Source organism: Phaeobacter gallaeciensis DSM 26640 (genome assembly GCF_000511385.1).
Lineage (GTDB): Bacteria > Pseudomonadota > Alphaproteobacteria > Rhodobacterales > Rhodobacteraceae > Phaeobacter > Phaeobacter gallaeciensis.
Genome location: NC_023137.1, coordinates 1117165 through 1135669, shown reverse-complemented (window position 1 = coordinate 1135669; position 18505 = coordinate 1117165). Strand labels below are relative to the sequence as shown.

Here is an 18505-nt window from a genome sequence, read left to right as displayed (position 1 = left end):
TTACTCCGCAGGCTGGGCCAGGGGCCCGGTTTGCCGGGTTCCGGTTTTCCGCGGCCCGCTCACCGTCATGTAGATGTTGTAGGCTCCGATACAGGCCCCAATCAGATAGAGCAGCCCGCCGACCGCACGGGCCACATAGTAGGGGTGCATCTCGATCACGCTGTCGAGGAAGGAGTAAAGGAAGGCGCCATCACCGTCATAGGTCTGCCACATCAGCGATTGGGTGATACCGCTGTTCCACATCGCACCGACGTAGATCAACGTGCCCGACAGGGCGAGCCAGAAGTGCCAAGCTTCCAGTTTCAGGGAATAGACCCCCTCGCGCTTCCAGACCCAGGGCACCATCTTGTACATTGCACCAAAGGTGATGAAGGCGACCCAGCCCAGGGCGCCGGCATGCACATGGCCCACTGTCCAGTCGGTATAATGGCTGAGCGAGTTCACCGGGCGGATCGCCATGAATGAGCCTTCGAAGGTGGAGAGACCGTAGAACAGAATGGCGACCATCATGAAGCGCACAGCCGGGTCCGTGCGCACCTTGTCCCAGGCACCGTTGATCGTCAGGATTCCGTTGAAGACCGAAGCCCAGCTGGGCACCAGCAGGATGATCGACATGGTCATGCCCAGGTACTGAACCCAATCCGGCAGCGCCGTGTAATGCAAGTGGTGCGAGCCGGCCCAGAGGTAAAGGAACGTAATCCCCCAGAAGCCGACGATCGACATCCGGTAGGAATAGACCGGCCGGTTCACCGCCTTGGGCAGGAAGTAATAGAGCATCCCAAGGAAGCCGGCCGTCAGCAGGAAGCCCACCGCATTGTGGCCGTACCACCATTGCGTCATCGCATCCTGGGTTCCGGCAAACAGCGAATAGCTCTTAGGGTACGCGATCGAGACCGGCACCGAGAGGTTGTTCACCGTGTGCAGCATCGCAATCACCACGATGAAGGCCAGGTAGTACCAATTGGCCACATAGATATGCGGCTCCGCCCGCCGCGCCAGGGTACGCAGGTACAGGGTCAGGTAACCGATCCAGATTACCAGCAGCAGCAGATCCGCATACCATTCAGGCTCGGCATATTCCTTGGACTGGGTGATGCCCAGCGGATAGCCCGAGGCTGCAACCACCAGAAACAGATTGTAGCCCCAGAACACCAGCCAGGGCAGCGTTTCGCTGGCCAGCCGGGCGCGTGAGGTCCGCTGCACCACATAGAATGAGGTGGCGATCAGCGCGTTGCCGCCAAAGCCAAAGATCACACCAGAAGTATGCACCGGCCGCAGCCGTCCGAAGTTGGACCAGAACATATCGCCGTTCAGAGCCGGGAAGGCCAGTTGCCAGGCCAGTATGTCGCCAACGGCAAAGCCGATGATTCCCCAAATCAGTGCTGCAACGACGCCAAAGCGGATCACCTTGTCGTTATAGGCCAGAGGAATCTCAGCCGGCCGGTCACTGACACGGTTCAGCATCCACATGATGCCCCAGCCCGCAGCCAGCGCGATCAGCCAGCCGTGCAGCACATAGCCCAGCGGAACGCCCCAGCCCAGAATGGCAAGCCCACCTAAGAGCACGGCAAGCAGAGCGCCGAAAATGACACCATCCTCAATGCTCAGATTACGCTGCATCGGGCGCCTCCTGCCGGTAGAACCGGACCTCGAATTCCACTGCGCCAAGCGCCTCGACCGAATGCACTTCCAGCGGGGCAAAGATGGCGGATCCGCCCGCTTCGACAATCACCTCTGCTTTGTCTTCCCGCCGGAACAGCAGCCGGCCGCTTTGCACTGCCAACTGACCCCAGACGCCCGCCTTGGTGCTGTGATCCTTACGCAATTTCTCCGGAAGGGTGTCCTGAGTGAACCGCGAGGTAGCGTAATGCGCCGCGCCTTTGGGAAGAGCCTCAGCCATTCATGCATCTCCATGGAACAGATCCGCGTAGGCATGCCAGGTGGCATAGCCAAGCAGCGGAAAGACAATTGCAAGCCCCAGCAACCCGGTCAGAATACCCAGGGCGATCAGGAAAGTGATGGCAGCGCCCCACCAGACGCAGAGCCAGAAGTTATGGGTAGCCGCATTGAAGCTCAGCCCCATAGCCGAGAAGCCGTCGATCTTGCGGTCCACAAGCATCGGAATCGAAAAGGCCGAGACCGCAAAGCCAAGTGCTGCAAACAGCCCGCCCGTCAGCGAACCTGTCACCATTAGCACCCACCCTTCCTGCGTGCTGAGCAACAGTTGCAGTGTCTCGGTGAAACCGGCAAAGGGGCGCAGCCCATAGACAATGGCAAAAAGCACTGTGGCTGCCCGGATCCAGGTCAGGGCAAAGACCATCAGGATGGCCCCCACCAGCGCGATCTGTCCTTTCGAGGCAACCTCCCGCTTGCCGCGGGCCACTGCGTAGAGCCCAACTGTGGCAACTGGCCCGATCAGTACTCCGCCCGCAAGCAGCGGCAGCAGCATCCAGCCGGTCCCGCTCATAGAAAGGAGCCAGATCAAAGCCCAGCCCCCTAGGACCAGTGCCATCCCATAGCCAAGGGAAAACCCGGGGTTTGCACGCAGATCCCGCCAACCGGCAACCAGCCAGCGCTGCACCACCTGAGCCGGATTCTCCTGGATCACCCTTGCTTTGGAATAGATGGCTGCAGTCATTCTTGCCTCTCCTCTTGGCCGTTCCGGACAGAATGACAACTTCCATCCTAAATCGCCTGGCAGCCGCCCGCTGATTGCTTACCTCAGAACGGGCGGCGCCCCCTCGGGCCCGCGGAAGTTTTCGATCCCATAGGACAACCCCTTGCCGATGCGGTCGGCCAGACTTGCAAATGCCGCGGCCGTTTCCGGTTTCAGCTCGCGCTTTGCGGTATCCCGGAACAAATCCAGCCACAGCGGGAAATGCTCCGGTTTAATCGCTGCATTGGCCAAGTGGACTTGCATAGGATTGCCCAAGTAGCCCGGCTCGCGCAGGATTGCGCCCCGCCAGAAGGCTTCAATCTTTGCCTCATGTTCCGGCCAATCACCAATGACAGCATTGAACACGGGCCCCAGCTCATCATGCCTGCGGATCCGGGCATAAAAGTTAGCAACCAGCCTGCGGATTTCTGCTGCTGTGACTTCGAACATTATCGCCCGCGGGTCCGACGCTTGCGCCATGAGAATCTCCAAATCCGATTGTGACATGCATATTAAAATAAATAGGTATCTTCAAGTCGTATTCAAAGTGAGCTTCGGACACTTGTGCTGCGCCCAAACAGCCGCAGCACATTCTTTTTAATAGTATTGGCCTATTAGGCAGAGCGACGTGCAGAAGAAACTGCATATGCTGCGCTACGCAAACCAAATACGCCATCGCGAGGCTCATCTACACCTTCGGGCAAATGGGAGGGGTCAAAAACCCTGCTGGCGCTCCCTGCCCGGTCATCCGGCAGGTCGATCTGGACTGTACCCAAAATCAGCTCGCCATGCTCACCATCCCAAGGCACGGTTGGATCAGAGGTGTCATCTGCCTCGTTCGCGACGATCAGCTTGAGCGCCCAACGCACAGGCCCATTGCCCAATACCTTTAGCAACCGATCATACAGGAAATTATCTGGAAGATCTTTCATCTCGGCATCCGAGAGCCCTTGGCGGCCAGCTTCGGGTTCCAACAAAATACGTACCGCAACAGAACCTTCGCTGGTTGCAATGTGATAAGCATGGCCTGAATGGTATTGTTCAGTCGAATAGCATTGGCAAGGCGCCACAGATTTCAGGTAGGCTTGATGCGGAACGGTGTTCGGGTTTGCGTCATTAAACGCCTTTACCTTTGTAGGGTTCGGTGCGCCAGTTGCAGGGTCAGCAACCCGCGCCGCCAAAAATGCCTTAAATTGCTCTGCCGAATTGGCAAAGAACACCGGATTTGAGATCAATGCCATAGTCCATTTTTCGGAGCTCTGCCCGATCTCCAACCCAATCCCCCGGACGGTTGGGCTTTTATCGCTAATCGCTGGCTTACCGCCCCCAACCGAGAAGCGCGCAACTACCTGCTGTTCGGATTGCAATAGCGGTATCTGCGCTTCACCACCGCCGGATGCGGGAATGAAGCGACCCCTGACGGAAAACCCCTTGGCATGCGACGCGCGGTATCCGGGATGGTGACCAAAAGTACCATTCAACGCATCAATCAGCTCTTCTGCCCCAGACATGTCCTTCAACTCCTCATTTCTGACTGCGCAAGGAAATTGCTGCAGTGCAAATTGCATCGTGCACGATATAGTACAACTCGACACTACTCTTGACATCCGCAAACTGTCAACTAGGTATATCGCGCACGATTTAATGGAGGCATGAGGACCAGGATGTCAAAACTGCCTGAAAATGCCGATGAGATGTTCTGCTTTGCGGTGTACAATGCTTCCCACGCAATCAATCAACTCTATGGCCCACTATTGCGGCCTCTGGGCCTAACCTATCCACAGTACATTACCCTGATGTTACTGTGGGAGCGCGATGCGCAAGGTGTGGGCGAGCTTGCGGCACAGCTCTCCTTGAAAACCAGCACCCTCACACCGCTGCTCAAGCGGCTGGAAAGTTCAGGCTTGGTGCAACGGATCCGGGGCACCAAGGACGAACGTCAAGTGTTTGTGCATCTGACCGGCAAGGGCCGGGACTTGCACGCAGCCTCACGCGAAATAACATCATGTCTTGTGGAAGCCACAGAGATGGAGCCGGAGGCATTGGATCAGATTACCACCAACCTGACCCGACTTACCAAAAACCTGACGCATGGGAGCTGATGGTAGCGCACCTTGCCTATGTACCTGTAGCGGCTTGCACTTATCCGGGCGCCGAATAAATGCAACTTGCAACAGCTACCAGACGCGGGAGGCGCATGGCAGCAACAAGTCAGTTGAAGGGCAGCACTGAATTTACCGTTCGGGGGCAGCCCGCTTGCACAGCGCTGCCCCTTGCAAGGTTTTATTGGTAACAATCATTCCTTTTCGGAGAGACGCTGTCCAACGCCGAGTGCGTAGATCATTGATCGAACCTGCAACATGGGATCTTCCGAGGGGGCAAACCCGTCGCTCAGCACCATTGGGTCAAAGTTGAGCGCATCACATTGACCGTCACTTTCAGCCATTGCGGCTTTTGCGGTAAAGCGAGCCGCGACGATCTCGGTATGGTCCCCGGTCCATTGAACGGACGGGTCCGCGACAACGTCATCTGGATTGGCCAATGTCACAACCATGTCCCAGGAAACGCCACCGTCAGCGATGTTTTTCTGCATGTTTTCCAAGAAGAAATTAGGGTGAGTCTCGGTAACAATACCCTCTTCTCCGGAAGGTCGGAATGAGAAACGCATCGCCGTTTGTGTGCCAGCCTCATCCACCAGATAGAAGGAATTCACGCTGTTGAAAGTTGTGCCTTCGTAGGGGCGCAGGGTTTTGGCCAACGCGCTGTGATAAGCTTTGTAGGCCTTCAATGCGGGATATTTTGCGGCAAACGCCTTGGTTGCGTCCCCACCGGCAGCCTTGGCGCGCAGCAATTCGATGAACGCTTCACTGGTTGCAACAGGAAAGAAATGTTCTGTGTTCATGGCGATGACATGCAGATCATCATCCGCTGTCGTGATTTCCATTGCCATGCCCAGCAATCCGTATTTGTCGTCTGCAGGATTTGGTTTTCCACCTTTGTGGGACACGCGGGCAATCACACTGGAGGTGCCACTGAACAGCGGGCTGTTCGAATAAGCATGAATGGCATCGCCAACCGGGGTCAACTCACCTTCAACACAAAAGCCTTTGGTATGGTTGCGGCGCTTGCCCTCGGTCACACCAAAGAGCTGTTCAAAGGCAGCAAATCCACCTTCGGTGTCGAAATCACCCTCGGCAGCGACGGGGAGGGCTGCGAGCGACAGGCAGATGGCAAGTACTCGGGTTCGCATGGTGGGATGCTCCTATTGCTTGACTATGTAAGGTAGCTAATAGTTAGAGAGCCAACTGTTTGCAAGAAGAAAGAAAGATGCTACGAGCATAAATATCTACTCAGGAAGGAAAGCTTCGTTATCTTGCAACAGGAAACGCCATCAGCTGGCAGGCTAGAGGTTCGGCTGGATAATCAGCTTTGTTTCTCGGTCTATTCGGCCTCTCATACTATTGAGAAGCATTATCAGACACTTCTGAAAGCCCAAGGGCTGACCTATACGCAGTACCTTGTGCTAATGGCGCTGGCCGAGGAGGATGGGGTATCCATCTCTACACTTGCTGGCAGACTGGGGGTTTCAAAGGCCACGATGACGCCTTTGTTACGCCGGTTAGAGGAAAAAGGGCTTTTGTCGCGAGAGATTACGCAAGGGAACGAGCGTCAGAAGAGTATTTCTTTGACCGAGACGGGGCGTAACATTTGGATTAAGAGCTGTAATGTCTCGTCTGATGTCTTTGCCCGTATTGGCCTCACGCAAGCCGAGGCGGATGAGTTGATACGGATCTGCACAAAAATTACCTCGACGGAAAAATAGCTTCGGTGTTTTTCTACGGTGTTGTCCTAATGCTTAGGTGTTTGATCCCACGGTTTGATGGTGCGATCCTTTCTCAGGCTTGGAGGGAAGCATTAAATGGCAAGCTCGTCACGGGAGCGCCACGACAATGCACGCCGTCAGGGCAACAATACAGCGATCGCAAGTTTCGCTCGCGCAGCTGAGACGGAGAGGCCGCGCGGGATGCTTTGCCAGAAGCTGATGATGCAGGCGGTGAGGCGTCTGACACTCCGCAGGATGACATACCATTTTATGGCTCAGGGAGGGTATCCCGCCTCGTCCACAGGCGATCCAAGGGGCTGCGATGACCGTGATGGGAACTTCTGTGATCGTGTTGCTATGAACCAAATCTTGAGAAGAGGCCATTGGCGCAGCCACAACGAAAGCTAACTTCGTCCGGCATATTACCAGTTCGTGTGCGGCGCAGCGAACGGCGGCAGCACCTAGACCTGCCGTTGGCGCAGATTGCGGCGAAGGTGCCAGTAGAGCCCTCACCAGTCGCTGCCATTTTGTGCTGCGTGCGCTCGCAGCTAAGATTTTTCTGCACGCGCGCAAACTCTAATATTGCGGTGCGGCGGCCATTCCGGCCATTCGCGCACCGCGTAGTATTCTTTAAGGCGGCAATTTACAGGTCGCCGGACAAAGCACCATTTCGTTGTAGAAGTACGAACGACACCTTACACAAACCGATCAAGCACTCAGAATCGACCCGGGCTCCTATTTGGCAAGTTCTTAGCCACAGCAAAGTCTGATATTGAGTGACCCTGCGTGTTCAGGACTTAACCATTCACAAGCGCCTCGTAGATCGCGGGATCGGTTGCACCTTCTGAACCGATCAGCAAGACACGAGATTGATTTGTCAACCTCAAGGCATCGCGCAAGGATGTGTGCTGAGCCCCGGCCATAAGTGCGGCAAGACCTGCAATTGCCGACTCTCCCGCAACAACTTTGGGATCGTTTCCAATTGGCCGGGCCAAAAGGCGCATGGCAGGTGCAATCAGGGTTTCGGGAATGGTCACATAGTCCGACGCTTCCTCTGACAGGATTTGCCAGGCGATACCTGATGGTTCTCCGACCGACAGGCCTGCCATGAGCGTTTCCTCTTGAACCACAACATCCGTTTTTTTACCGGCCTTAGCCGTTTCGAACAGGCAAGGTGCAAGCTCGGGTTCCACAATAACGATCTGCGGGGCGGCCTCCCCCCAAAGTTGCCGGAAACTCGCCGCGACACCGGCGGCAAGACCGCCGCACCCACACTGGATGAATACATGGGTTGGCGCGGTATCCATCTGCTCAAATATCTCTTTGGTCATCACCCCATAACCAGCCATCACATCGACAGGTGGCTGCGTGTACCCCTCCCATGAGGTGTCGGAAACAACGAACCAACCGTTTTCGTTCGCATCATTGCGCGCCGCGTCCACTGAAGCGTCATAGTCACCATCAACACGAATGACCGTTGCGCCGAAATCCCGCATGGCCTGCGCACGGGGTTCGCTAACATCACGGTGGATGTAAATGTGACAGGGCGCTCCAAATCTCTGTGCCCCCCAAGACAGTGATTTGCCGTGGTTTCCGTCGGTCGCTGAAACCAATGTGATCGAGGCCACATCATCAGCATAAATCCGTTTGCGTACATCGCGCGCGCTGATCTCTTTGCCAAGCTTTTTGCTCAGCTCACGTTGGATCACACGCAAACCGGCATATGATCCGCCAAGCGCTTTGAAACTACCCAATCCAAATCGCGTTCCTTCGTCCTTGTAGAAAATGGCCCCAAGTTCCATCGCGTTGGAGAGGTTCTGCAGCGCATGCAGCGGCGATTTTGCGTAACCATCCCATGACGTAATCTCAGTGACGGCATCCGCATAGTCGTCACGGGTCACGACCGTATCGGCCGCGGTGCCCGACCTTGGTTGAACGTTGATGTGTTTCAGCTCTGCGTTAGAAAAAGTATCTAGCATCGTGGATTTCCTTTCATGATTGATGCAATGATACCTCGTAAAGAGAGAGTTTTGCGCTCCATTATTTGTAAGTTAATGAAACAAAATTGCATGGCGGGCTCATGAAAAAAGCACTTTCCTCATCATCGCTGGATTCCTACGATCTGGCGATTCTCAGAATTCTACAAAAGGACTGCACCGTGCCGCAGCGCCTGATTGGTGAACAGGTGAACCTGTCAGCACCTTCCGTGCAGCGGCGGATCAAGAGAATGGAAAACGACGGTGTAATCGCGGCTCAGGTTGCGCAAATAGATCCGGCCAGCGTCGGATTGCCGCTGACCATAGTGGTCGAAGTTGAACTGAAAACCGATACAGGCACTCAGATCGGCGACATAAAACGGCAGTTTCTTGACGCCCCGGAAATTCAGCAATGTTACTATGTGACCGGGGAGGTCGATATCGTTCTTATCATCGTTGTTGGCGATATGGCCGAGTATGAAGAGCTCACTCAACGGCTATTTTTTGGCAACGAGATCGTTGTAAAATTCAGAACTTTCGTCACCATGGACCGAACCAAGGCGAACTTGATCCTTAATATTTAAAATGCAACTGATATTGATACATGGGCCGTAGCGTATCTGAGTGGGCACCGGGTTGCGTTCCTAATGCCAATCTCAAGCCAATTTGGATTGAAACTATGGCTCTCCTCCAAAGCAGCCATCGGTGAGAAAGTAGTCAATTTTAGGCCCCACCCGCTCCTCGATTGCCATTCTGGTGCTGCGAAAAGGCCGTATGAGATTTGGGCATCGTCGATGTTTTGAATGGCCGGTCTGGTGTCATCGATTGCAACGCAGCGATAGGCGTGCCGCACTTGCGAGCCGATGCTGCGTCAGCAATAGCCGTTGCTGCACAAGTCCGGTTTGTCCGCGTTGGCGACCTTCGCGGCAGCTTTGTTGAACGGCAGCTTTCTCTACTTGAGGACGGGTATCATTTCCTCATGTCGTCCAGGAATTCCAGAACGCGCGCATAGTCTCCACTGACCACGCGCGCTTGTTCGAAGACCTCTCGCCTCTGCTGATCTAGGCAACGGAAGTATCGTTCGACATCGGTAAAATAGGTCTCCGCATCGCGCCTCAACAAGTCAGCATATGCCCGCACGTCGCTGGCAGTGTTCGGCATCCAAGGCGGCGCAGGCGGCAGGCAAGTGCCCGCAATCGCGGCAGAACCCCAGCTCAGAACGACCATAACCGCCCATGTTTGTTTCAAAAGCGCCATATTATCTTGGCTCAGCCACTCCGTTGCAGTAAATTTGTTTCAACGCATGAAGGGCGCAATAACTCAAATTGCACCCATTGATTGCAAGATTATAATATTGTATCGGTTCGGTAGTCCATGAGGACTGCCGGGCCAATGCATAATTCTGCAAGGCTCGATCCTATGAATTTGATGCAAGACGCCCCTAATGTTGTCAGTGAAGACGGGCTGCGCACGCTGCTTGCCGAGGGTCATTCGGCGGATGTTGTGTGCCGGGTTACGCCCAAACGTACAGGTGCTCAGTGGTCCGGAGTTTGGACCGTGCATTGCGTCTCGCCAGATGGCGAGACGCGTCGCCTGCTCGTCACTGCACGCAACAACATGGCTGCCCGAGAGTTCAAGACAATCAACGGCTTATCCAGCTTCCTTGCGGGGCTTGGCGCTTCGATCATTTCTATCCCCATGTTTGAGGGCAAAGTCGCCTCTCACAAACTGGACGTCGCCGGCTAAACCACTTGCCGCCCTCGCAGCATTCCTTGCTGCGCCCGCCTATTCTGAAGGCTTCGTGCTTTCCATGCGGGCCGATGGCCAGCTGGAGACCAAAACACCCCAATCAGGTTTTGCCCAAACCTATGTCGACGGGATTGGTGCAAACCCACCAGAACTAATCGTTTTCTCAGCCCCTGAGCCCGAGGCATCTCCTCCGGAACCAACCCGCACAGTTCCCCGCCCCGAAATCCTCGCAGCTCTTGAAAGCACCGCGCATCGCTATGGCGGACACCCCGCCCTGCGCCGCGCCGGTCTATCTGTGTCTGAATGGCGCGCGCTTTTCCAAGCCAATATCGAGATCGAAAGCGCCTATCGCCCGAATGCGCGCAGTTCCGCAGGTGCGATTGGCCTCGGGCAATTGATGCCTGCGACAGCTGTGCAGCTTGGTGTCGATCCCCATAACTGGCAGGCCAACCTGGACGGCTCTGCCCGGTACCTTCTGATGATGTTGTCGCGCTTTGGCACGCCTGAACTGGCACTTGCCGCCTATAACGCCGGGCCAGACGCGGTCGCGCGCTATGGCGGCATTCCTCCCTACCAAGAAACCCAAAATCACGTGCGCCGCGTCATGGCCGTGCGTGATCGACTGACTGGAGCCTCCTGATGTACACACAATTCCGCACGATCCTGTCGCTGGCTCTGGCCAGCTTGATGATTGCCAACCCCGCCTTTGCGCAAAGCATCGACCTCTCGCCGGTGCAGAACCTGTTGCAAGGTATCGTCGACACGATCACCGGCCCCTTGGGCATAGTCATCGGCACCTTGGCCTTGATCGGTGTGTTCCTCTCCTGGCTCTTCGGCATTCTCGACTTCCGCCAGGCTCTCTGGGTTCTGGTCGCCATTGCAGGGATCGCAGCTGCACCGACCATCGTGACCGCGATCTGGGGCGCGTAAATTCGGCATGGCTACGCAAACCCGCCTCTTCCTCGGTCTGATCCGGCCGCCAAAGCTCATCGGCTTGCCGATCATGTACGCTATGGTCTGGCTCTTTGGGTTTGTGTTGCTGTTTCTTTGGGTCCAGAGCTGGCCGGTGATCATCATCGCCGCTCTGGCCTATCCAGCGCTGTGGAAAGCAGCGGATTGGGATCCGGCCTTTCTTGAGGTGATGGTCACCGCGCTGCAGGAAACGCCCCCGACGCCAAATCGCAAGATCCATTCAGGGGACAGCTATGCTCCGTGATCCTTCGGATGATCTTGCCATGCTGCCGGACTGGGCGCGCCAAGAGCGCCCGATGGCCAGCATGCTTCCCTATATCAGTCTCGTGAAAGATGTGACGATCCGCACGCGCGGCAATGCACTGTTCCAGTGCATCCGTCTTGACGGCGTCAACAGCATGACCAGCGATGACGCGCATCTGGAGAAGATCCGCGCCCTCTTTGCTGCGATCATCGCGCAGATCGGGCCGGAATACAGTTTCTACGTACATAAGGTCTCAAAAGCGATTGAGACCGCCTTGCCACCAGTGCCCGATGAGGGGTTTGCCCAAGCCCTGGACAGCCATTGGCAAATGGCAATGGCGCGGGCAGGTCTGCGGGACAAGACTCTCACGCTCACGGTACTGAAACGTCCGCCCCTCGGCGCGCGGCTGCGCCTGAAACGTTCAGACTCCATCGCACACCTGAAAGACCAGACAGCCAAGCAACTGCGCAAGCTCGAGGAGGTCGTCGGGTTTCTGCTGTCGTCCTTTGCAGAGATGAACCCGCGCCTGCTCGGCGCTGAATGCGGCGAGCTACTCGGGTTCCTCGGGGCGCTCAACATCGGTCAGGAACGGTCGCTTTACGCAAAATCCCGCTTTGGCATCATTGCGGAGGATGTGGCGAACACGCGCACCACGTTTCAGGGGCGAGGCTTTATGCTCGACGATGGGACGGCGAGCAAGCGGTTTGGCACCAGCTTTGCGATCAAGACCTATCCGGCCAAAACCAACTGCACCATGTTCGATGAGCTGAACCTGCCCGTCGACATGGTAGTCACGCACTCCTTCACACCGATCAACGGCAACATCATGGCCAGCCGGATCAAGCGGCAACAGCGCCTGATGAAGGCCAGCGATGATGGGGCGATTTCCCTTGCTGAAGAACTGGTCGACGCGCTGGACGATCTTGAATCAAAGCGGCTTAGTTTTGGCGATCATCACATGACCGTCACGGTTTTCGCCGAGAGCAAAGAAAAGCTGGAAGCCATGGCGGCCGAGGTACGCAATATCGCAGCCAGTGAAGGCGTCAATCTGGTGAACGAGAGCTTTGCGGCGCGCACCCACTATTTCGCGCAGCATCCGGGCAATGGGCAGATGCGCAGCCGCAAGGCCGCAATCACCAACACGAACTTTGCCGATCTCGCGGCGCTACATCGCGGTCAACTGGGCAAGCCGGGTGATAGAGTGCCTTGGGGCAAGCCAATTACCCTATTCCCAACGCCGGAGCGTTCGGGCTTCCTGTTCAACTACCATGAGACGGGTCAGCCAGACAAAGAGCCGACGGGCGGGCACACCTTGATCCTCGGCCGTCCTGGCTCAGGCAAGTCAGTGCTGTCGGCCTTCCTCATGACCCAAGCCCGTCGCTGCGACGCGCGCGTCTTTGTCTTCGACTATCGCGCGGGCATGGAAATGGCGGTGCGCGCCAATGGCGGGCGCTACAGCGCCATCAAGGCAGGTGAAGCAACCGGTCTGAACCCGCTCCGCACCGAAATCGATGGGCGCGGCCAAGCTTGGCTATCCGATTGGTTGGCCACGCTGCTGCATCGCGCTGACAAGCCCCTGAGCCCTGTTCAGATCAATCGCATCCAAGAAGTGGTGCGCCAGAACGCCGGGGCGAGCGATGCCGCCCTGCGCAACTGGCAAGACCTGGCCTCCCTCTTTGTGGCGGGGGCAGACGAAGGGGATCTGTTCGAACGGATACAGGAGTGGACCGCTGAAGGTCGCTACGGTTGGATTTTTGGGCAAAGTTCTGAAGATACCTTCTCGCTCGATGGTGATGTCGTGGGGTTCGACCTGACCGGCATTCTCGACAGCCAAAGCGAGAAAGAGCGCATGGCGGTCCTGTCCTACCTGTTTCGGCGGGTGGAGCGCGTGATCGAGGACCGCAAACCGACTTTGATCATCATCGATGAGGCCTGGAAGGCGCTGGACAATCCCTATTTCGCAGACCGGCTGAGCAACTGGCTCGTGACCGCGCGGAAACAGAACGCGGTCGTCGTGATGATGACCCAATACGCAAGCCAGCTTGAGAAAACCCGCACCGGCAAGACGATTATCGAGGCTGTTCCGACGCAGCTCCTGCTTCCTAACATCCGCGCCTCGGCCAGCGATTACACGATGCTGGGGCTCACTGACAAAGAGCTGAGCGTATTGCTCGGCACAGGCAGCAACTCCCGTTTGGCGCTGGTGCGCGACGATCAAGGCTCTGTGGTGATCGACGCTGATCTGAGCGCCCTTGGACCCTACCTCACGATCCTTGGCGGCATGGAAAAAGGCGAGGCTCTCGTCGGCGCGGATTACCGCCAGAACCCCGACTTTTGGAGACAGATTGATGCGTAGACTTTGCGTGCTGACCCTCACCCTTTTGACCCTGACGGCCTGCGCGGAATACCGGCCGTCAGAAGCCGAATGCTTCAACTCCTTTGCCGAGGTCAGCCGCAGCAACTGCAATTTCGAGCTGCTCGGGCCGATTGGTGGTCTCGGTGAGTAAGCGCCGCCTGCATATCATTGCGGGCTTGGTCTATTTCGCCGCGCCATTGGCCCATGCCCAAGGCGTGCCCACATTTGATGCGAGCATGTTTCTGCAACGCGAGCGCGTATTGCAGCATGGCGAACAAGATCTGGCGCTGCAGCGGGATCGCCTGTCCAAAGACGAAGAACTTGAAGAGCTCGAGCAAGAACAACTCCAGGCGTTGGAGGACATCCTAGATGCCTCAACACTGGCCAGCGGAAACTCAGGCGCGCTGGTCGCAAGCTTGGAAGCTGGTTCATCGCCTGAAAGCGCTGCAGAAACGCTCTACGGTCCGGTTGACCCAAACCCCGGCGCAGGCCAGATGTTCGGCGATGCCTCGGGCTCGATCGAAGCGCTAATCATTCGCGCCGCCCATGAGACGCACCATATGTCCGGCGTGCGCGCTGCAGGCCTGTCGCCCAAGCAATGGCGATGCCTGTTGCAGGCCCTGATCTGGCAAGAAAGCCGCTTCACCATCGGCGCTCGCTCCCCGGTCGGCGCGTTTGGCCTGACCCAGATCATGCCCGGCACTGCGCAGGATCTCGGGATTTATCCCGCCTATTATGAAAACCCCTATGTGCAGGTCACAGGCGGCGCGCGCTATCTCGCACAGATGCTGGCTATGTTTGACGGCAACATCATTCATGGGCTGGCCGCCTACAATGCCGGTCCCGGCAACGTGCAGCGCTACGGTGGCGTGCCGCCCTTTGCCGAGACCCAGCACTACGTTCAGGTCATCCCAGAGCGCTACAATCTCTACCTTGCCCGCGTCGGTGGCGTAGATGCGCGTGGCACCATTGATCCCGTCTTGCTCGCCAACTCCACCATGAGCCTGACCACTTTCGGTGCTGGGGTCTATGGCGATTATTCCTTGGTCTCGGTGCAAGCGGCCGCACTGCGTATCCAGGACGTCATCACCCGCATTGGCGAGACAGATGACATTCACGCGGCCATGTCGCTCAACACCTACGCGCGGGCCGAACTCGCTCGCCTGATCGCGATCCGCACGCGCCTCAAGGCCGCCCATACCCGCCCGCTTGGCGCGGCAGAACTGGCCATGGCGGCCGCGCAGGCGGGCGAACAAGACTTCATGCAATTCGATCTGGAGGCACTCCGATGATCCGCTTTCTATCCACCGTTGCCACTTGCGCGTTGCTGGTTGCTTCACCTGTGTCTGCCCAAGGCGTTCCAACAGTCGACACGCGCAACATTGCGCAGGAAATTCGCCAGCTGCAGCAGATGCTGGAGGATTTCGGGATCCAAACCGACCAGCTCGACACGCTTCTCGAACAGCTCGATCTGGTGCAGCAGCAGCTCGACACGCTCAATGAGACCTATGCGGCCCTGACCGGCGCGACGGATATCATTGAAATGGCCATGGGCGGTGATCTCGACGGGCTGCTCGATCAAGAATTTGGCGATCTCCTTGGCACCATCCGGCAAATCCAGAGTGGCGATTTCAGCGGCCTCATTGGCAATGCCGCCCCTCAGATGGAAGGCCGCATGACGCAAGCCTTGGAGGACGCAGGCTTTGACCAAGACAGCCTGTCCGACATGGCCAGCAGCGGCAATCCAGGGGCGGAGCGCATTGCCAGCCGGGCGGGCACTGGAGCGGTGATGTCGGCGGCCGCTGAGAACAGCTATGAAGAGGCTGCGCAGTCTCTTGAACGGGTCGAGCAACTGGTTTCCCTGATCCCCGACATGGAAACGCTCAAGGAAGCCGTGGACCACAACACCCGCGTCACGGCCGAGCTGGCAATTGCCATGACGCGCATGTGGGAACTAGAGGCCATTCAGACCGTCGGCGCGGGCCAGTCCGGCGTGGTGGATGCCGCAACGCTGGCCGAAGAGCGCCGCTACATGGACTTCACTCTGCCAGACCTGCGCGCGGACTGACCCCATGAACAGCGAGGCAGAAATCATCGAAGAAGAGCTCGTCTACGGCGCACGACGACGTGAGCTCATGTGGCAGAAGCTGGGGCTGACAGGCATGGCGTTTGGCATGGCAGGTTGCCTCGCCGCCGCCCTCATTGCCCTGTTCGACGTGGACCCGCCGCCCATGATCGTGCCCTTTGATAGCGAAACCGGCATGGCCCTCCCCAATGCCGTGGTTGAAGCGGTCTCACTCACGGAACGCCCCGCTATCATCGAGGCACAGGTCTACCGCTATGTCATCGATCGAGAGACATACAATCAGCTCGACAATGACGTGCGTGTGCGGCGGGTCCTGGACCAGTCGGACGGAGCTGCGGCCTCAGGACTGCGCGCGCTCTGGACCAGCGGCCACGAGGCCTATCCGCCAGACAGCTATGGCACAGATGCAAGGCTTGAGGTCGAGGTTCTATCGATCACCTTTTTCAGCGCCAACCGTGCCCAGGTACGTCTGCGCAAGCAGCTCAACTCACCGCGCGGCTCTCAAAATGGGCTCTTCACTGCAACGCTGATGTTTGAATTTCGGCCCGAGAATAGCCGGTCGATCGACGATGTCTGGCAGAACCCTTTCGGCTTCACCGTCACAGAATACGCGATCCGCTCGGATCGTTTGGAGTAACCCATGCGCCGCCTGTTTCTGATCCTCGCCCTCATTGTTCCGCTTGCTGGCACCGCCTATGCTGAAACTCAGCCGCGACAAGGCCCCTATGATGCCCGCGTCCGGCTGGCCACCTATCAGGATGGGCAGGTCTATCGCATCCGCACCAGTCTGACCCATGTCACCAGCATCGAATTTGGCCAAGGCGAGACCATCCGCTCAATCATTGCAGGTGACACCGAGGGCTTCCTTTTGGACGGCGTGCCCGGCGGCCAGGCTTTTGCGATCAAGCCAGTCTCGCGCGGCGCGCATACCAACATCACCGCCTATACCAACCGGCGCAGTTACTATTTCAACGTCACTGAGGCGAGTTCACCGACTTTCTACGTTATTCGCTTCACCTATCCTGAGGCGGCACCACGGCAATCCCGAGTGGCCGCAAGCCAACCTGCAAATCACGCCTATGGCGTCAGCGCGCGGTCCGAAATCACTCCGCGCGAGATTTGGGACGACGGCACCTTCACCTATTTCCGCTTTGCCGCGAACGCGCCGCTGCCCGCGATCTTTCGATGGTCCGGCGGCAATGAGCGCAGCGTAAATGCTCTGGCCCGGCCAGATGGAGTGATCCGTGTCTCAGGTGTCAGCGATCGATGGGTTCTCAGGCTCGGCGAGGACGAGATCTGCGTCCAAGAGATGGGCGAGGCAAACCGCGATGAGTGAAACCGCCGAGCTTAAGAAGCGCCTAGAAGCACTTGAAGGCAAAACACAAAATCGAAAAGCGCGACCGTCTGTTGTCACTATTGCCCTGGGTATTGGGGCAATCGCCGCCCTTGGCGGTCTCTTGCTGTTGTTCTCTGGCGGCTCTGCACCCGAAAGCTTGGAAACCGCCTCACCGGATGAATTCCAAGAGGCGGGACCGGGTTTTGGCGCGTTAGACCCCACACCATTACCGATCGACACATCACCACCGCCGGAGCCGGAACCAGACAGCGAAACAGAAGAGCTGCGCGCACAAATGGATGCCATGCGAAGCGAGCTCGAAGCCCTGCGCAATGCACGTGCACCTGAAGCCACGACCGTCGACCTCGAGGCATTGGATACCTTGGGCACAGAGATCGATGCCCTGCGCAGCGAGGCAGCAGCAACGCAAGCCGCCTTGCGCGAGGAGCTGGAAGAACGCGCACGGCAAATCCAGCGTCTTCAAAATGATCTGGAACTTGCACGCCTGGAAACCCCTCGCACGCCTGCACCAACCGGCCCAACGGCCGAAGAGCTGCGCCTTCAGGAACTCGAGCGGCGACGGCAAGCGGAGCTTGAGGAGCTGCAAGCCCGTATCGCCAGCCCAATCATCGCCTTTGGCGGCACCGGAGGCGGCAACAGTGAACCCGCCGCGCAGCAGCGACAGCTTGATGGCGACACAGACTTTGTCCGCAATGGCGCTGAACCCGCTGACGTGACGCAGGCCCAGCTGATTGTGAACCCGTCAAACACGGTTGTTCAAGGCACGATGGTCCAGGCCGTGCTGGAGACCGCAATCGACAGCTCGCTCGCTGGCCAGGTCCGCGCCATGGTGTCTGAAGATGTCCACGCCTATGACGGCTCACGGATTCTGATCCCGCGCGGCGCACGCCTGATCGGACGCTATCAATCTGGCCTCGATATCGCGCAACAGCGCGTGACCATCGCCTGGGATCGGATCATTCTTCCCAGCAACCAGACCGTCGAAATCAGCGCCTTCGGTGGTGATGAACTGGGGCGGTCCGGCACAACCGGCTTTGTCGACAGCCGCTTTGGAACACGGTTCGGCTCAGCCGCTCTGATATCGCTGATCGGAGCCTTGCCCGCTGTGGCAGCCCAGAACACCGAAGATGAGATCACCTCGGATGTCCTCGAGGGCATAGGCGAAGACCTGCAAGACAGCGCGCAAAGTGTGATTGGCGAATATCTCTCCGTTTCGCCCGTGATCTATGTCGATCAAGGTGCCCGCGTCACCGTAATGGTCGACCGTGATCTGGAGATTTTCTGAT

General features: G+C 57.5%; 22 protein-coding genes. 14 read left to right on the top strand and 8 right to left on the bottom strand.

The features are described 5' to 3' along the window. The 5 genes from ccoN to GAL_RS05455 all read right to left on the bottom strand — a co-directional run bounded on the left by ccoN (position 1) and on the right by GAL_RS05455 (position 4224). Entirely contained in the window at positions 1-1620 is a 1620-nt protein-coding gene (gene ccoN / locus GAL_RS05475) for a cytochrome-c oxidase, cbb3-type subunit I (protein WP_024096592.1), read from the bottom strand. Beyond that, positions 1610-1900, bottom strand: coding sequence for a DUF1971 domain-containing protein (locus GAL_RS05470; RefSeq protein ID WP_024096591.1), 291 nt, complete (start codon positions 1898-1900; stop codon positions 1610-1612). Before GAL_RS05470 ends, ccoN begins: the two co-directional genes overlap by 11 nt. After that, the gene (locus tag GAL_RS05465) at positions 1901-2638 is read right to left on the bottom strand and encodes a DUF2189 domain-containing protein (protein ID WP_024096590.1); all 738 of its coding nucleotides are present in this window, start codon (positions 2636-2638) and stop codon (positions 1901-1903) included. Between the two features lie 78 nt (positions 2639-2716). Then, positions 2717-3136: a group III truncated hemoglobin gene (locus GAL_RS05460; protein WP_024096589.1), complete on the bottom strand. Its 420-nt coding sequence runs from the start codon at positions 3134-3136 to the stop codon at positions 2717-2719. A gap of 134 nt (positions 3137-3270) precedes the next feature. Continuing rightward, positions 3271-4224, bottom strand: coding sequence for a catalase (locus tag GAL_RS05455; protein ID WP_052331584.1), 954 nt, complete (start codon positions 4222-4224; stop codon positions 3271-3273). Positions 4225-4320: 96 nt separating this feature from the next. Between GAL_RS05455 and GAL_RS05450 the strand changes: the two genes are divergently transcribed. Beyond that, positions 4321-4758 carry a MarR family winged helix-turn-helix transcriptional regulator gene (locus GAL_RS05450; protein WP_024096587.1) on the top strand — a complete coding sequence of 146 codons (438 nt, stop codon included), beginning with the start codon at positions 4321-4323 and terminating at the stop codon, positions 4756-4758. A 194-nt stretch (positions 4759-4952) separates the two neighbouring features. On the opposite strand, the gene GAL_RS05445 is transcribed toward GAL_RS05450, so the two are convergent. Beyond that, complete coding sequence (locus GAL_RS05445) at positions 4953-5906, bottom strand: catalase (RefSeq protein ID WP_024096586.1); 954 nt, start codon at positions 5904-5906, stop codon at positions 4953-4955. Between the two features lie 123 nt (positions 5907-6029). Between GAL_RS05445 and GAL_RS05440 the strand changes: the two genes are divergently transcribed. Then, positions 6030-6479 (top strand): MarR family winged helix-turn-helix transcriptional regulator, encoded by a 450-nt coding sequence (locus GAL_RS05440; RefSeq protein ID WP_024096585.1) that lies wholly within the window; start codon positions 6030-6032, stop codon positions 6477-6479. A 797-nt stretch (positions 6480-7276) separates the two neighbouring features. Here the strand turns inward: GAL_RS05440 and GAL_RS05435 are convergent. Then, on the bottom strand, positions 7277-8458 hold the full coding sequence (locus GAL_RS05435) for a diaminopropionate ammonia-lyase (RefSeq protein ID WP_024096583.1): 1182 nt from the start codon (positions 8456-8458) through the stop codon (positions 7277-7279). A 101-nt stretch (positions 8459-8559) separates the two neighbouring features. Here GAL_RS05435 and GAL_RS05430 point away from each other — a divergent pair, with 101 nt between their 5' ends. Then, positions 8560-9039 carry an Lrp/AsnC family transcriptional regulator gene (locus GAL_RS05430; protein ID WP_024096582.1) on the top strand — a complete coding sequence of 160 codons (480 nt, stop codon included), beginning with the start codon at positions 8560-8562 and terminating at the stop codon, positions 9037-9039. A gap of 385 nt (positions 9040-9424) precedes the next feature. On the opposite strand, the gene GAL_RS05425 is transcribed toward GAL_RS05430, so the two are convergent. Next, positions 9425-9712 carry a hypothetical protein gene (locus GAL_RS05425; RefSeq protein WP_024096581.1) on the bottom strand — a complete coding sequence of 96 codons (288 nt, stop codon included), beginning with the start codon at positions 9710-9712 and terminating at the stop codon, positions 9425-9427. A gap of 135 nt (positions 9713-9847) precedes the next feature. On the opposite strand from GAL_RS05425, the gene GAL_RS05420 reads away from it, so the two are divergent. The 11 genes from GAL_RS05420 (at position 9848) to GAL_RS05375 (ending at position 18504) form a co-directional block, all read left to right on the top strand. Beyond that, positions 9848-10201: a hypothetical protein gene (locus GAL_RS05420; RefSeq protein WP_244462732.1), complete on the top strand. Its 354-nt coding sequence runs from the start codon at positions 9848-9850 to the stop codon at positions 10199-10201. A 64-nt stretch (positions 10202-10265) separates the two neighbouring features. Next, positions 10266-10844 carry a lytic transglycosylase domain-containing protein gene (locus GAL_RS05415; RefSeq protein WP_024096579.1) on the top strand — a complete coding sequence of 193 codons (579 nt, stop codon included), beginning with the start codon at positions 10266-10268 and terminating at the stop codon, positions 10842-10844. Continuing rightward, positions 10844-11134 carry a TrbC/VirB2 family protein gene (locus GAL_RS05410; protein ID WP_024096578.1) on the top strand — a complete coding sequence of 97 codons (291 nt, stop codon included), beginning with the start codon at positions 10844-10846 and terminating at the stop codon, positions 11132-11134. The genes GAL_RS05415 and GAL_RS05410 overlap by 1 nt, the downstream gene beginning before the upstream one ends. 7 nt (positions 11135-11141) lie before the next feature. Further along, complete coding sequence (locus GAL_RS05405; RefSeq protein ID WP_024096577.1) at positions 11142-11420, top strand: type IV secretion system protein VirB3; 279 nt, start codon at positions 11142-11144, stop codon at positions 11418-11420. Continuing rightward, complete coding sequence (locus GAL_RS05400; protein ID WP_024096576.1) at positions 11410-13776, top strand: VirB4 family type IV secretion/conjugal transfer ATPase; 2367 nt, start codon at positions 11410-11412, stop codon at positions 13774-13776. Before GAL_RS05405 ends, GAL_RS05400 begins: the two co-directional genes overlap by 11 nt. After that, positions 13769-13927 carry a hypothetical protein gene (locus GAL_RS22430; protein ID WP_024096575.1) on the top strand — a complete coding sequence of 53 codons (159 nt, stop codon included), beginning with the start codon at positions 13769-13771 and terminating at the stop codon, positions 13925-13927. Before GAL_RS05400 ends, GAL_RS22430 begins: the two co-directional genes overlap by 8 nt. A gap of 85 nt (positions 13928-14012) precedes the next feature. Continuing rightward, positions 14013-15068: a lytic transglycosylase domain-containing protein gene (locus GAL_RS05395; protein ID WP_407674847.1), complete on the top strand. Its 1056-nt coding sequence runs from the start codon at positions 14013-14015 to the stop codon at positions 15066-15068. Then, positions 15065-15844 carry a type IV secretion system protein gene (locus GAL_RS05390; protein ID WP_024096573.1) on the top strand — a complete coding sequence of 260 codons (780 nt, stop codon included), beginning with the start codon at positions 15065-15067 and terminating at the stop codon, positions 15842-15844. The genes GAL_RS05395 and GAL_RS05390 overlap by 4 nt, the downstream gene beginning before the upstream one ends. Before the next feature lie 4 nt (positions 15845-15848). Continuing rightward, on the top strand, positions 15849-16499 hold the full coding sequence (locus tag GAL_RS05385) for a virB8 family protein (RefSeq protein ID WP_024096572.1): 651 nt from the start codon (positions 15849-15851) through the stop codon (positions 16497-16499). Between the two features lie 3 nt (positions 16500-16502). Next, entirely contained in the window at positions 16503-17198 is a 696-nt protein-coding gene (locus GAL_RS05380; protein ID WP_024096571.1) for a TrbG/VirB9 family P-type conjugative transfer protein, read from the top strand. Further along, positions 17191-18504, top strand: coding sequence for a TrbI/VirB10 family protein (locus GAL_RS05375; RefSeq protein WP_024096570.1), 1314 nt, complete (start codon positions 17191-17193; stop codon positions 18502-18504). The genes GAL_RS05380 and GAL_RS05375 overlap by 8 nt, the downstream gene beginning before the upstream one ends. The last annotated feature ends 1 nt before the right edge of the window (position 18505 follow it).

Coding starts and splice junctions, on each gene's coding strand:
- GAL_RS22430 (WP_024096575.1), top strand. CDS start 13,769: ATGCGTAGACTTTGCGTGCTGACCCTCACCCTTTTGACCCTGACGGCC.
- GAL_RS05450 (WP_024096587.1), top strand. CDS start 4,321: ATGTCAAAACTGCCTGAAAATGCCGATGAGATGTTCTGCTTTGCGGTG.
- GAL_RS05380 (WP_024096571.1), top strand. CDS start 16,503: ATGCGCCGCCTGTTTCTGATCCTCGCCCTCATTGTTCCGCTTGCTGGC.
- GAL_RS05445 (WP_024096586.1), bottom strand. CDS start 5,906: ATGCGAACCCGAGTACTTGCCATCTGCCTGTCGCTCGCAGCCCTCCCC.
- GAL_RS05470 (WP_024096591.1), bottom strand. CDS start 1,900: ATGGCTGAGGCTCTTCCCAAAGGCGCGGCGCATTACGCTACCTCGCGG.
- GAL_RS05375 (WP_024096570.1), top strand. CDS start 17,191: ATGAGTGAAACCGCCGAGCTTAAGAAGCGCCTAGAAGCACTTGAAGGC.
- GAL_RS05390 (WP_024096573.1), top strand. CDS start 15,065: ATGATCCGCTTTCTATCCACCGTTGCCACTTGCGCGTTGCTGGTTGCT.
- GAL_RS05415 (WP_024096579.1), top strand. CDS start 10,266: ATGCGGGCCGATGGCCAGCTGGAGACCAAAACACCCCAATCAGGTTTT.
- GAL_RS05460 (WP_024096589.1), bottom strand. CDS start 3,136: ATGGCGCAAGCGTCGGACCCGCGGGCGATAATGTTCGAAGTCACAGCA.
- GAL_RS05455 (WP_052331584.1), bottom strand. CDS start 4,224: ATGCAATTTGCACTGCAGCAATTTCCTTGCGCAGTCAGAAATGAGGAG.
- GAL_RS05435 (WP_024096583.1), bottom strand. CDS start 8,458: ATGCTAGATACTTTTTCTAACGCAGAGCTGAAACACATCAACGTTCAA.
- GAL_RS05420 (WP_244462732.1), top strand. CDS start 9,848: ATGCATAATTCTGCAAGGCTCGATCCTATGAATTTGATGCAAGACGCC.
- GAL_RS05400 (WP_024096576.1), top strand. CDS start 11,410: ATGCTCCGTGATCCTTCGGATGATCTTGCCATGCTGCCGGACTGGGCG.
- GAL_RS05430 (WP_024096582.1), top strand. CDS start 8,560: ATGAAAAAAGCACTTTCCTCATCATCGCTGGATTCCTACGATCTGGCG.
- GAL_RS05385 (WP_024096572.1), top strand. CDS start 15,849: ATGAACAGCGAGGCAGAAATCATCGAAGAAGAGCTCGTCTACGGCGCA.
- ccoN (WP_024096592.1), bottom strand. CDS start 1,620: ATGCAGCGTAATCTGAGCATTGAGGATGGTGTCATTTTCGGCGCTCTG.
- GAL_RS05405 (WP_024096577.1), top strand. CDS start 11,142: ATGGCTACGCAAACCCGCCTCTTCCTCGGTCTGATCCGGCCGCCAAAG.
- GAL_RS05465 (WP_024096590.1), bottom strand. CDS start 2,638: ATGACTGCAGCCATCTATTCCAAAGCAAGGGTGATCCAGGAGAATCCG.
- GAL_RS05425 (WP_024096581.1), bottom strand. CDS start 9,712: ATGGCGCTTTTGAAACAAACATGGGCGGTTATGGTCGTTCTGAGCTGG.
- GAL_RS05395 (WP_407674847.1), top strand. CDS start 14,013: ATGTTTCTGCAACGCGAGCGCGTATTGCAGCATGGCGAACAAGATCTG.
- GAL_RS05410 (WP_024096578.1), top strand. CDS start 10,844: ATGTACACACAATTCCGCACGATCCTGTCGCTGGCTCTGGCCAGCTTG.